The following is a 13,577-nucleotide window of genomic DNA, read 5'->3' as shown; positions in this document are numbered from 1 at the left end:
TTTCATTTATGCCACTTTTAAGAAAACAGTTTGTAGCACTGATTATGTTGTCTCCCATTTTGCAATGCGCATACGCCGATGATTATGTGGATCCGCATGCTCCGAAAACCTATAACACACCAGTGGAAGTACGTTTCGGTTTTGAAAAAATCAAACTTCCCAATAATGAAACGATGGGAATGATAGGCGGGAGTTATTTGTTGCAGGCAATGCCCAGTCTGTATATCGGGCCTGCTGCCTATGGCGCAGTGACGGGGCAGCGCGGTGGTTTTTTTACCGGTGGCGGTGAGATTGCGATACGCAGGCCGCTCCTTTCGGGACTTGATGTTGAAGGTGGCTTGTATGTTGGTGGCGGTGGCGGCGGATCGGCTTCTGTCGGCGGCGGCTTGATGTTACGCCCGCACCTCGACTTGATGTGGAAATTTAATCAGATCCGCGCAGGTGTTTCTGCATCGCAAGTCCGTTTCCCGAATGGCCATATCCGCAGCAAACAACTGGGGGTAAGCGTATCCATGGAGAGTGACTTTATGTTTGCCTCGCAGCTCGCGCAAGGCAGCACTGTTTCTACGAGTGAGCGTGGTGGCGTGGGCTTCGACCATATTGCGGCAATTATCGGTAATTACAATCCGGTATCCGGCGTCAAAGATTTAAATGGAAAACCGTATTCTGGCTCGCTGGGGTATGCCGGTTTTCGCGCAGATCAGTTCGTTTCTGAGTCGGTTTATTGGGGTGTTGAGAGCGGAGCTGCAGTCAAAGGCGGTGCCGACGGCTATGCCGAAGTGCTCGGATTACTCGGTGCAGAATATCCGGTAATCAAGGATGACTTTAAAATAGGTTCGCGTGTGGCCCTTGGCATGGGCGGTGGTGGCCGCGTTCCGGTTGGCGGCGGCGCGTTAGTCAAAGCCGGTTTATATGCGAAAGCGCAGGTGAGTCGCAATATGTATGTGGCGCTCGAAGGCGGTGCAGTTCGTGCGCTGAATGGCGACTTTAAATCGAATTACGCCAATATCCAGCTTGGCTTAGACCTAGATGTCCGCTCTGATCGTAGTATTTCACGCATGGTGCAAGGCATGGAATGGGCGGCATCCGCACAGCATTATCTGCATGCGGCCCGCTATAATGGCGGCAACCATAGCCTGGATTTAATGGGTTTTAAAATTGATCGCTATATCACTACCGATACCTACATGTCTGCCCAGGCGCATAGCGCATTTACCGGAAATGCCGGCGGTTTTTCGGTAGGCTTGCTTGGATTGGGTGCCCGCACTGCAACATTGGCAACCGGATTGTTCGCTGGTGCAGAGATGTTGATTGGCGCCGCTGGTGGCGGCGGTGTGGATGCCAAGGGCGGCGCTACTGCGCAGGCAATGGTATATGGCGGTATCGATCTATATGGGAAATCACGTCTGAAGTTGGGTGTCGGACGTGTGCGTTCTGCTAAAGGTGCTTTGAACTCGAATGCAGTAGATGTGACCTTGAGTTTCCCTTTTGGTGTGCCTGGCAAATAAAAAAATGAATAGTATTAGCAAAACAAAAAATGTAAAGAGTGATGATGGAAATGCAGCGGTTCCAAAACATATCGCCATCATCATGGACGGCAACGGTCGCTGGGCAACCAAGCGGTTTTTACCAAGATTTGCCGGACACGCAAAAGGCGTAAAAACGGTCAATAAAGTTGTCGAAGCCTGCGTTAACCGTGGTATTGAATACCTGACTTTATTTGCTTTCAGCTCTGAAAACTGGCGTCGGCCGCAAGAAGAAGTCTCCTTATTAATGCAGCTCTTCAGAAAAGTTCTGGTCGGTGAAATCAGGAAGATGGGTGAGAATAATATCCGGCTGAAAGTGATTGGCGACCTGAGCAAGTTCGATAAGGATTTGCAGGAACTGGTCAGAGTTGCAGAATCGGAAACCGCCGCCAATACCGGCCTGACCCTGACAATTTGTGCAAACTACGGCGGACATTGGGACATTGTAAATGCCTGCAATAAGCTGATCGCGAAAGGGATAGGGCAAGACGAGATCACCGAAGACATGCTATCGGCGCATTTGTCGATGGCCTATGCGCCTGAACCGGATATGTTAATCCGTACCGGCGGCGAGGCCAGGGTATCCAATTTCCTGTTGTGGCAGCTCGCGTATTCTGAATTCTATTTCACAGATACATTCTGGCCTGACTTCGGCGTAGAAGCGCTGGATGACGCGATCGCATCTTTCCAAAAAAGAGAGCGCCGTTTCGGACGCACCAGTGAACAAGTACGGGCTTGCTGAATTTTGTTTGATGGAATGCTTGTTAAAATAGATACTAGATCTTCAACGTCGGATATTTGAGGTCGAAAGTGCCGTGAAACTCACCAAAGTCCATGCTCCACGACCACGTGCAACTTTGTCGTTCAGTTTGGGTGCTACAAGCTTAACCGATCTAAATTTGATTCCCCATTCCAGAAGTCGCTCCTGAAATTTCGTAGCGAAAAATTCACGACCACGGTCTGCTTGGATGCGTTGAAAGGCAAGTGGTATTTCTTCGATACATCATCCAAAAAATCCAACCTGTTGCTTGCTGGTTCTGTGTTTATATAAACGCAATATCATATGCCACTGCCATTGATAATGAAAATACATTGATAAATGTTAATCGTGATCTGTAAGCACCCGGTGAAGTCATCTTGAAGTTAAGTGCGTAAGCGTAGATGATCGTGTCCACTTATTAAGTGGACACTTGTACATTATGGACGATGGAATCAATACGCCAAGACGGCGTCGGCGGCACAGTGCCGAATTCAAGGCTCAGGCCTGCAAACAACCGGGAGTTTCAATTGCTGCCACGGCTTTGCGTTACCAGTTGAACGCCAATCAGGTTCGTATTTGGATCAGGGCTCATGAACAATTGGCGATACGGTCAACGCAAATTACACCAGTCAACCCTATTCCTGAATTCATTCCAATTCAGCTACCCGCACCGACCACAGCCTCCGTGACACCGGACATCGTGATTGAAATCAAACGAGGAGCCGCTAATGTCACTGTACGCCAGCTGCTGCCGCAGAGTGTGCCAGTTGGTTGCAGAACTGGCTAAGATGATTCGGATAGATTCCATCTGGCTGGCAACCGAACCGATTGATATGCGCGTCGGCATCATGCCTATCTGTTTACCAACAAGCGTTCGACGCGTATCAAAGTTTTGGTCTACGATGGATTTGGCATATGGCTGGCGAGTCGTCGCTTGAACAAAGGTCGCTTTGCGTGGGGCGGTAATGGAGTCGATATAGTAGGACTTAATCCCGAGCAATTAAGGGTATTAGTGACCGGTCTGCCATGGGAGAACTTGGGTCACGGTCACTCGATTTCGGTGCTGTAGTACCGAGGCTACCAAGTTGTAAACTCCTGTAAACGTCTTTGATCAAATCACCTCTGCTCTGGCACAGTGCCAGACATGAACTTTGCTACCGCCATCGACGATTACACTAAAGAACAACTGGTCCAGTTGCTGATTCATCAGTAGGCAATGAACGCCAAACTGACTCATGAATTGGTCATTCTCAAACGCCAGAAATTTGCAGCGACCAGCGAAGCCTATACCGGCGAACAACAGCATGAACTGTTTGAAACTCTCGACATTGACTTAACAGCCGTCACTGCCGAAATTGAGCAACTGGCACTAACACATCCCGTACCAGCAGAGCCAACCAAGCAGCAACCCAAACGCGTCCGGCTGCCGGCACAACTGCCACGCACTGATATTCATCACGAACCAGATTCAACGTTATGCCGGTGCGGTTGCCAAATGAAGCGAATCGGTGAGGACGTATCCGAGAAACTCGATTACCAACCGGGCGTGTTCACGGTCGAACGCCATGTGCGTGGTAAGTGGGTCTGCAATCAATGCGAAACATTGGTACAAGCGCCGGTACCTGCACAAATCATCGACAAGGGCATCCCAACCTCAGGATTGTTGGCTCAGGTGCTTGTCGCATAAATATGCCGATCACTTGCCGCTGTACCGCCAAAGCGGCATCTTTGAACGGGCAGGATTAGCCATTCCCGATTCCACACTATCCGAATGGGTGGGCCGTTGCGGTGTTGCGCTACAACCGTTGGTGGATGCATTGAAACAAGAATTGTTGACCCAACCGGTGCTGCATGCTGATGAGACGCCGCTTCCCATGCTTAAGCCCGGAAATGGTAAGACGCACCGGGCCTACTTGTGGAGTTATTGCAGCACGCCGTTAAGTAGCATGAAGGCGGTGATATTCGACTTTGCAGAAAGTCGGGGTGTAAGCATGCAGAACAATTCCTGGACCGATGGCGAGGTACCCTCGTCTGCGATGACTTTCCAGGCTATAAGACGCTGTTCAAATCCGGAATCACGGAGGCCGGATGTATGGCGCACGCCCGACGCAAATTCCATGAACTGTGGGCAAACCACAGCAGCCAGATTGCAGGAGGTGTGCTGGATTTATATGCCCGACTCTACGATATGGAACGGGAAGCAAGCTTGCTCGACCCGGCGCAACGCTTAGCCATTCGTCAAATGCAAGCCAAGCTAGTTGCAGACGCCTTACATCAATGGTTACTGGTTCAACGCCAGCGGGTGCCCAGCGGCGGTGCAACCTTCAAGGCAATCGAATACAGTTTGAATCGCTGGTCGGCGCTGACACATTACCTCAACGATCCTCAGGTACCGATCGATAACAATTGGGTTGAAAACCAGATTCGTCCCGTTGCATTGGGACGAAAAAATTGGATGTTCGCCGGCAGCCTGCGCGCAGGTAAACTTGCTGCAGCCATCATGAGTCTCATTCATTCAGCCAGGCTCAACGGTCACGATCCTTACGGGTACATGAAGGACGTGCTGGAAAGACTACCTTTGCAACCATTCAGCTGCATCGGTGAACTACTTCCACACAACTGGAAGCCTGTTCAATAATCTTGATCATCCAAATAAGAACCGGTCAATCTGTGATGACCGGATGCTTACCGTGATCTTGCAGGCGTCCACTTACAATATTGCTAGGCATTGAGTTGCCATACCATGAGTTGCTCTCTAAATGCCTTTCTGCGATTCAAGTATGTTTTTTAATTTGTTCTATTATCTTGTATCTTGTGGATAGTTGCCGTCGGAAACGATAAGACATGTAAACGTACTAGCTCGTTCTTGATTCGCCGATACCCGAGCTTGCACTTTCCAAGGTTGACAATCATTTGTTCGTTAATTGCCTGAATTTTCCGGTTGGACGCGATCTTGGGTCGTCGATTTTCTTATTACGACTCGCTTAGGACGTTTTCTTAGCGGTGTCAATCAAGAGATGCCGCAACGTAGCTAAACAACACCCGCGTTACCGATTTTTCCATACAGTTGAATCCATCGAAATTGTTTGCAAATTTCATTGTTTATCGCCTCATGTCGCCGCCATGTCAAATTTTATTAAAAACACCACAAAAATCGAGTGGATTCACCTCTTTTAGTAATTTCTTGGCCGATTCTTCACCAAATTGACGGTGTTTAACAAGCAAAACAAAGACATCGGCAGACTTAAGTGAATCTTCAAGCGAGACGAGTGTGAAGTTTTCGTGAGTCTCAATATTGGGTTCTACCGCGATCACATCGTAATCTTGACTTTGAAGAGCTTCGGCGATGTACAATGCGGGCGACTCACGCAGATCGTCGATATCAGGTTTAAAAGCCAGCCCCAAACAAGCGATCTTTGGCTTACGGCCTGTACGGGCGGTCGCATCGGCAACTGCGATCTTGATCTGATCGATCACCCACGTAGTTTTGTGATTGTTGACCTCACGTGCAGAACGGATCAAACGAGCATTCTCAGGATCCCGCGCCACGATAAACCAAGGATCAACCGCGATGCAATGCCCGCCTACACCTGCTCCGGGTTGCAGTATATTCACGCGAGGATGCCGGTTTGCCAACTGGATCAAATTCCACACATTAATACCTTCTTTAGCGCAAATGATGGAGAGTTCATTTGCGAACGCAATATTTACATCGCGGAAACTGTTCTCGGTGAGTTTGCACATCTCTGCAGTCGGAGCATTTGTCTCGAGTACGGCACCCCGCACAAATGTCCGATAAAAATCACTCACAGCCTTAGTTGCATCAGATGTCATTCCTCCGACAACCCGATCATTCTCAACCAGTTCAGTCATGATCTTGCCAGGTAGAACTCGTTCAGGGCAGTACGCCATATAAATCTTAGAAACGTCCACACCAGCATCACTAAGAACTGTTTCCATTTGCTGCGTCGTGCCTACTGGAGAAGTAGACTCCAAAATAACCAGATCGCCAGCCTTAACAAATCCCGCAATACTGCGAGTAGCTGCAAGTACATAGTCAATATTTGGCTGCGGGATCCCTTCACCCTCGTGGAATGGGGTGGGAACACAAATCATATAGACGTCGCCAGACTGAGGCGTAGTACAAGCTTTTAAGCGCTGTGCAGCAACCGCGGAGCGGACAAAGGCATCAAGGTCGGGTTCAACGATGTGAATACGGCCTTGGTTGATCGTTTCAACAACGTGAGCATTTAAATCCACACCAACTACATTGTAACCATTGCTGGCCAACAAGGCTGCCGTTGGCAAGCCGATATAACCCAAGCCGACAACACATACAGTTTTCTTATACATTTAAATAGTCCTCAATACTTCAATGATTCGATTACAGGCGTTCCCATCACCATAAGGGTTATGCGCTCGCGCCATCGCTTTGTAGCTCTCTTCTTTATCTAACAACTCGCAAACGTTTTCAACAATTCTTTGACGGTTTGCCCCAACTAATCGAACCGTGCCAGCGTTAACGGCCTCTGGTCTCTCTGTTACATCTCGCATAACGAGAACTGGCTTTCCTAGACTAGGAGCCTCTTCTTGAATGCCACCGCTATCAGTCAACACAATATGGCAATGCTTGAGCAAATACACGAATGGCTCGTAGTCGAGAGGGGCGATCAGATGTACATTCAACAGCTCTGCCAGAATAGCGTTTACCGGTTGCTGCACGTTCGGATTCAAGTGAACTGGGTACACAAAATGCACTTCCGGATAGCGATTTGCCAGTTCCTTCAATGCCTCACAAATCTGCAGAAAGCCATCGCCAAAGTTCTCCCGACGATGCCCGGTGATGAGTATAAAACGAGTGTCTTGCCAAGCAAATGGCAACCTTGCGCTCAAGAAATCACAAATAGCTTGACGCCTCCCAGCATCTTCGTCGATACGTGCAAGCATCCACAGCAGGGCATCAATCACCGTATTGCCGGTAACGGCAATGTTGTAGTCCGGCACCCGTTCATCCAGCAGATTTTGTCGGCTGAATGATGTTGGAGCAAAGTGCCACCGTGTTACCTTGCTCGCCACTTGACGATTGAATTCTTCCGGAAAGGGGGCATAGAGATCATGCGTGCGCAAACCCGCCTCTACATGGCCAACTGATACGCCGGCGTAAAACCCAGCCATCGCCGCCGCCAACGTCGTGGTGGTATCGCCGTGCACCAACACCACATCGGGTGAATGTTCTTTATATACACCTCGCATCGCGAGGAGTACCGAACTCGTCACATCAAACAAATCTTGTCCCTGTTTCATCAAGTTCAGATCAATATCTGGCGTGATCTCAAATACGCGTAAAACCTGATCTAGCATTTGTCGATGTTGGGCGGTCACACACACAACGGTCTCAAAGTCCTCGGGGTAAGCCTTAAGCAGGTGGTAAAGTGGCGCCATCTTGATGGCCTCGGGTCTCGTACCGAAGACAAGCATAATTTTTTTCTTGTGTTTCATCTGCGTACCAAATGTTTCAGAGTTTTAAGCATCGCCCTAGCCAAGGACGTTCGATCATAGTGCTTTGCTGCAATTAGTCCGTTTTGCCTATAAAGATCAAACCGATTAGGGTCGGTGCGCAAACGCATCAAACTGTCCACCAACTTAGAAGCGTTTTCAGACTCAAACACCTCCCCCACACCTTCACGGCGCACGATCTCGGCTGATTCGCCCTGCACACCATGCAGAACCGGTATTCCCATACCCATGCATTCGAAGAGCTTGGACGGGATCACAGAACCAAACAACTCGGTCTTGCGTAAGTGGATTATCGAAACATCCAACAGCGACCAGTAGCGCGCCACTTCAGTCTTCGGCACAGAATCTAGGAATAGCACATTGCGCAGCCCACGCACCTCGCTGTTCGCGATCAGTTCGGCTTTTTTGGCGCCATGCCCAAGGAAAATCAAGCGCACATTCGCCGCTTCCGGCATTCCCTGTAAAGTCTCGGCGGCATCTAGAAGAGTTTCCAACCCGTGAGCCATGCCATGCGTGCCGATATAACCAGCAACAAAGCAGCCCCCCAACCCCAGTCGCTGTGTAAGCTCAACGTCCTTGGGTTGCGGAGTGAAATTGGTCAGATCAACGCCATTGGTCACCACTTCAATCTTGGCGCCATCAATCCCGCGTCGAATCAAGGTTTCTTTGAATGAGTGGGTCACCGCCACTATCCTGCTGGCATGGCGGTAAAGGAACATCTCAATGCGCTCGAGCAACCGAATTGCCAACGACTCCTTCATTGCCCCAACAGCCTTAATCGACTCGGGCCAGATGTCTCGCAGCTCAAACACCCAGGGCCGTCGCTTCAGAACTCCAGTCATCCAGGCTGCGCAAGCTGTAAAGAATTGTGGCGAGGTGCCAATCACTACATCTACCTTGCGGACAAACAGAGCTGCGAAAGTCGCAGTGATCATGAAGCTCACATAATCAAGGATCCGCTTGATAAATCCTTCGTTCGCGGTGATGTAGGACCATACACGAATAACCTCAATACCACCTACGGTTTCTCTTTGCCAAAGTGCATTTCTATAACCGTCGAACACCTCCCCCTTGGGGAAATTTGGCGCGCATGTGATGACGGTGACCTTGGCACCTTGCGCTACCCACTCGCGGCAATGTTCAAAGGTGCGACTGGCCGGCGCATTGACTTCCGGCGGAAAGTTATCGGTCAAAAAGAGAATGTGCACATTAACTCCATTCAAGATTGATGCAAGCACTACCATTTTTGAAAGCAAGCACTATACAACTGGTAGTCTGAACCATCCCAAATTCAGGCGCATATTGCGCCGACTCCAACCGAGCCGTACCAGCGATCACATCGAGATTTAATAACTGGCCTTGTGGCAATTGCAGTTTCAATTTAGCCTCCGTCTGATCTACTATTCTTGCTGCTGGATGCAGCAGATAACGTGCCTCGGCTGATTCGAAGCGGCCGCTGACGTGGTCACGAATCAGCAACGAATGATTCGTGAAACGCCACTCGCGGCGATGGACGGGCTGCCCCGGTAACCACCGGTAACCATCATGTGAACAAGCGACTGTAACCATCTCGTCCGTTTGATTCAATTCCAGATCACGCGGGTAGGCGCGGCGCGCGACGCGAAAACCACTCCAGACTTCGGACGAGTCCTTACCATCAACGACAACTGTGCTATGGGCAGCGGTACCACGTTCGCGCAAGCGCTCGGGCCCCAATCCATAACAAGATGTGCCACCGTTGACGATCAACCGCTGACCAAAAATGGAAAGTTCGAAGGAAAGCGTGTCTGCGTGCGCATGACCAGGAAGGTAATCCGGCCCCACTGGCGCCACATCCAGCAGTGCAACAATATCTGGGCTGGCAAGTCGGATATAACCACTGTCGCGGTAATTAGTGACCACAATCTGAGACAGCGGCAATACAGCAGGGCCGCTGACTGCAATACCGAGCCGTCCTGCGTAGGAGGTCAGCTCGGCCGGCATTGGTGCTATACCGGCGGCGGCATCATTGAAGAAGCTGATCTCGCCGTCCGGGTGACTCATACCGACCAGCCAGCCGAGCATGCTTGTTGCTATCTCATGCCAGCGCCGGACCGTATTTACAGCAACCCTCTCCGGGAACGCGTCAACGATATTGAGCAGATCCAACATGTCTTCAAGGAAAATTGCGTGATACATCGGGCTGCGCTCAAAATTGCCACCATCGGCCAGCACCTGCTCCGGCAATTCCCTTTCAATGATATCCAACCCATTGGCCAGCCATTTCTTAGCCTCCGCCCCTTCGAAGGCCAACCCGGCAAATACCAGCGCCTTCGCGTTGGCGAACAGGTGGTTTCCCATCAAATGCCACTCGAGTCGTTTGCTCAGCCATCGCGTTTGCATAGCAAGACTCTGCACACAGGTCTGCGGCAAAGCATTGCCGGCAAGCTGCCATTTGATCCAGTTCACGATGCGCAGCGAGCTCGGATAAGGTTCCCAACCGGTGCCTTGTCCAGGCAGATTTTTCCCAACCCAGTCCTGAAGCAACGCCAAGTGCCAGTCGTAGCGGCTGGCCGCACCTTCAGCATTTAGGTCGTCAAAATAGTGCAGGTTATAGCGCCACAGTTTTTCCCTCGCAGGGTCATCCCAGCCGATTTGGGTCAGGTCACCTTCATCATTAAGAAACCTGAACTGTCCAAACCCACTCATGCTTACACTGCGGCAAGCCGGCAGCACCCAGCGACCAGCCGGCCCTGCTAGCGGCGGCGCAGCTGCTTCCACGATGCGCGGCCGTGCAAAGCGGAACCACAGCCGCCCAAAAAACTGAACCGGCCGCAGGAAACGCAATGTATGCCAGTACAGGCTAGCACGGGCAATTATGTTCAACGACCGCCCCCGGCAATTTCTAGCGTTACGCGGCTGACCTCGATGACCTCGTCCAGTGGAATTGGTGATGGCTTGCCAGACGCGATGGCGTCGACGAAGGCTTGCGCGCAAGCCTTCTGCCCCTTGTCCTGACGCCAAAGGTTCATCTTGTTGAAGCCTGGACAACCAAAGCCGGTCAGCTTGCGGAAATTGTCGAGTTGTAGCACGCGGCCGCCTGCAAAAATTTCCAATCTCTCCTTGGGGAAGGTCTTGCTGCCGTTGGCAAAGTAATGCACTGTCCCGATCGATCCGTCAGCGAAACGTAGCTGCAGTGTTACCGTGTCCCGCGTCACGCTGTCCATATCCGTTCGCTCCCAGCCAATAATCGGGGTGCCGGCCAGAAAGCGCAACAGGTCAATAAAGTGACAGGCTTCGCCAATGACGCGCCCGCCTCCAATAGTGGGATCTTGGGTCCAGTGCTCGACTGGAATAGCGCCGGCGTTGACTGTCATGACGAAAGCTTTGGACCCAGACAAACCAGCCAGCAATTGCTTGATGCGCTGGACCTGGGGCGCAAAACGGCGATTAAAGCCGATCATCACTATTGGCACATTCGCCCCTTGAGCTTCGCGCAAGGCACAGGCGGCTTCGATTTCAGTCAGCTCAGCCAAGGTCAGACACAGCGGCTTTTCGACAAATACATGCTTACCTGCCTTTAGCGCCTGCAGGACGTAACCGGCATGACTGTCATGGCGAGTCGTGATCACCACGGCTTGCGTATCAGCATCGGCGAACAACCGGTTGGTATCGGTCGTCGTTTCTTCAAAGCCAAACTTACGTGCGGCGTGCAGGCCGCTGACGCCGGCGCTGGAAGCTACGCTACGCAGCCGTACCCCAGCTTTCTTGAAGGCGGGCATCAACACGGCGGTCGCATAGTTGCCCGAGCCAATCACGCTGACGCCGAGCTTACCCACTGCCGGGCTAGCGGCCGGCGGTTGCATCGTCGGCACCGCTACCGTGCGCGAGGCGGTATCAATAGCTAAACCCGGATAGCGCAACAGAATGCCTAACGAAGGTGCAGCGCCACCGACCAGTGCATACACCCGCTCCGCCTCTGTGATGTCGAAGCGATGTGAAATCAGCGGTTTCACGTCTAGACGTCCATCAGCCATCATATCCAGCACAGCTTCGAAATTGCGCTGCTCTGTCCAGCGGACAAAACCGATCGGATAGTCATTACCTTTCTCTTCGTAGTTAGCGTCGTAGCGGCCGGGACCGTAAGAACATGAAACTTGAAAAGTCAATTCCTTTTCGAAAAAATCAGCGCGAGACAGTTCCAGGCCAGTGACCCCTACCAGCACGATGCGACCGCGCTTGCGACACATCAGCGCCGCTTGGTGCATCGGCTCGCTGCTTTTAGTAGATGCTGTAACAATTACGGCATCTACGCCGCGCCCACGCGAGTAACGCTCGGCGGCGGCAACTGGATTCTGGCCAGACGCCAAATCCACCACCTCGGCGCCAAACTGCCGCGCCATAGCTAACTTATCCTTGTCAAAATCCAGGCCGAGTACTCGGCAGCCATGAGCACGCAGCAGTTGCACCGTGACCAGGCCGATTAGGCCAAGACCAGTGACTACTATGGTCTCGCCCAAGGTCGGTTGCACAAGTCGGATGCCCTGCAGAGCGATTGCGCCGAGCACTGTGAATGCGGCCTCTTCATCGGTCACGCTTTCGGGCACTTTGGCACACAGATTCACGGGTACGCTGACCACTTCCGCATGCTTGCCATTACTGATCACGCGCTCGCCGGTCGCGAAACCCAGCACACTTGGGCCAACTTGGGCCACGCGACCAACATTGCAGTATCCCAGCGGAAGCGGTTGATCGAGTTTGTTGAATACCGTCTCAAGGGTAGGTATCAGGCCGTCGGTCCTGATCTTGTCGAGCACCATGCGCACTTTGTCGGGCTGCTGACGAGCTTTTTCTATCCATCCAGCTTTGCCGAATTCAACCAGCATACGTTCGGTGCCAGCCGACACCAATGTTTGGGAGGTGGCAATCAATAACTGACCGCGCTTGAGCGCCGGCACAGGCAGTTCTGCAACCTCGGTGTTTCCAGTTTTCAGGCTTTGTAATATTTGTTTCATTGGGAGAGAGGTTCCAGTAAGCACAGAGCATCTTTTTCACTGCGGGTCGGATAATTTATAAGTACGGCCCGATATTTGCCTTTGAATACGAAAAGACTACCGGCGGCAACTCCGATGATGCCGTAGCGAAGGATTAGCTCACGCAGATCGGAAAGAGATCCTGCGCCACCGAGTACGGTTAGCGGTAACGTAGTGGCGTTCCTCACAAGTTCGATTAACTCAGTGTCGTACCCCTTCATCTGACCGTCATGGTCGACTGAATTCAGTACGATTTCGCCAGCCCCCATTTCTTGCACACGTTTCGCGAAAACTATTGGGTCTAGGCCAGTTCGATGGCTAGCGTTCAAGGTCACGACTTCGGGTTTCCTAAAAAGCCCAGTTTTCTTAACATCGATAACGACCACGACACTCTGACTACCCACGCGCTCGGCAGCATATGAAATCAATTCCGGGTTGTCCACCGCTCCAGAAGCAATTGCGACCTTCTCAACCCCAAGGCCGATGATCCGTTCGAATTGCTCCACGTTTTTAACGCCTCCACCATAGCAAAGAGGCATCCGGCATTCGAGCGCCAAGTTGGCAATCAGTTTATAGTCAGGTTCTCGGTTGTGGCGACTAGCGTCAATGTCGATTACCATCAACTCATCGACTTCTTTGTCATTGAAGATCCGGACAGCATTCAGTGGGTCGCCCACATATTTGGGGTTATCGAAACCGACCGTTTTGACGAGGCCGCCCTTGTGCACTAAAAGACAAGGAGTTATTCTTGGTCGTAGCATG

9 protein-coding genes and 2 pseudogenes are annotated in these 13,577 nt (G+C 51.5%); 5 read left to right on the top strand and 6 right to left on the bottom strand.

What is annotated here, in order from left to right; translation table 11 throughout:
* Positions 1-44 precede the first annotated feature (44 nt).
* The 5 genes and pseudogenes from LPB67_RS09035 to tnpC all read left to right on the top strand — a co-directional run.
* Entirely contained in the window at positions 45-1,508 is a 1,464-nt protein-coding gene (locus LPB67_RS09035; protein ID WP_262836796.1) for a hypothetical protein, read from the top strand.
* A gap of 4 nt (positions 1,509-1,512) precedes the next feature.
* Positions 1,513-2,268 carry an isoprenyl transferase gene (locus LPB67_RS09030; protein WP_262836795.1) on the top strand — a complete coding sequence of 252 codons (756 nt, stop codon included), beginning with the start codon at positions 1,513-1,515 and terminating at the stop codon, positions 2,266-2,268.
* Positions 2,269-2,725: 457 nt separating this feature from the next.
* The gene (locus tag LPB67_RS09025; protein ID WP_262836793.1) at positions 2,726-3,073 is read left to right on the top strand and encodes a transposase; all 348 of its coding nucleotides are present in this window, start codon (positions 2,726-2,728) and stop codon (positions 3,071-3,073) included.
* A gap of 63 nt (positions 3,074-3,136) precedes the next feature.
* Positions 3,137-3,355: pseudogene (gene tnpB, locus LPB67_RS19190) on the top strand (IS66 family insertion sequence element accessory protein TnpB); the annotation flags it as partial.
* Between the two features lie 156 nt (positions 3,356-3,511).
* Positions 3,512-4,924: pseudogene (tnpC, locus tag LPB67_RS09020) on the top strand (IS66 family transposase); the annotation flags it as partial.
* A gap of 488 nt (positions 4,925-5,412) precedes the next feature.
* On the opposite strand, the gene wecC reads toward tnpC, so the two are convergent.
* The 6 genes from wecC to LPB67_RS08990 are packed head-to-tail and all read right to left on the bottom strand — an operon-like array spanning position 5,413 to position 13,576.
* A complete protein-coding gene (gene wecC, locus LPB67_RS09015; RefSeq protein ID WP_262836792.1) occupies positions 5,413-6,639 on the bottom strand; it encodes a UDP-N-acetyl-D-mannosamine dehydrogenase in 1,227 nt (408 codons plus the stop codon).
* Positions 6,640-7,785, bottom strand: coding sequence for a non-hydrolyzing UDP-N-acetylglucosamine 2-epimerase (wecB, locus tag LPB67_RS09010; protein ID WP_262836791.1), 1,146 nt, complete (start codon positions 7,783-7,785; stop codon positions 6,640-6,642).
* Positions 7,782-9,011, bottom strand: a complete 1,230-nt coding sequence (locus tag LPB67_RS09005) for a glycosyltransferase family 4 protein (protein WP_262836790.1) — start codon at positions 9,009-9,011, stop codon at positions 7,782-7,784. The genes wecB and LPB67_RS09005 overlap by 4 nt, the downstream gene beginning before the upstream one ends.
* A gap of 1 nt (position 9,012) precedes the next feature.
* Positions 9,013-10,668 (bottom strand): heparinase II/III family protein, encoded by a 1,656-nt coding sequence (locus LPB67_RS09000; protein WP_262836789.1) that lies wholly within the window; start codon positions 10,666-10,668, stop codon positions 9,013-9,015.
* Positions 10,665-12,797 (bottom strand): bi-domain-containing oxidoreductase, encoded by a 2,133-nt coding sequence (locus tag LPB67_RS08995; RefSeq protein ID WP_262836788.1) that lies wholly within the window; start codon positions 12,795-12,797, stop codon positions 10,665-10,667. Before LPB67_RS08995 ends, LPB67_RS09000 begins: the two co-directional genes overlap by 4 nt.
* Positions 12,794-13,576 (bottom strand): AglZ/HisF2 family acetamidino modification protein, encoded by a 783-nt coding sequence (locus tag LPB67_RS08990; protein WP_262836787.1) that lies wholly within the window; start codon positions 13,574-13,576, stop codon positions 12,794-12,796. Before LPB67_RS08990 ends, LPB67_RS08995 begins: the two co-directional genes overlap by 4 nt.
* Position 13,577: the final 1 nt, after the last annotated feature.

The sequence above is a fragment of the Undibacterium sp. Jales W-56 genome (genome assembly GCF_025548535.1).
GTDB lineage: Bacteria > Pseudomonadota > Gammaproteobacteria > Burkholderiales > Burkholderiaceae_D > Undibacterium.
This window is presented reverse-complemented; position numbering and strand designations above follow the sequence as displayed.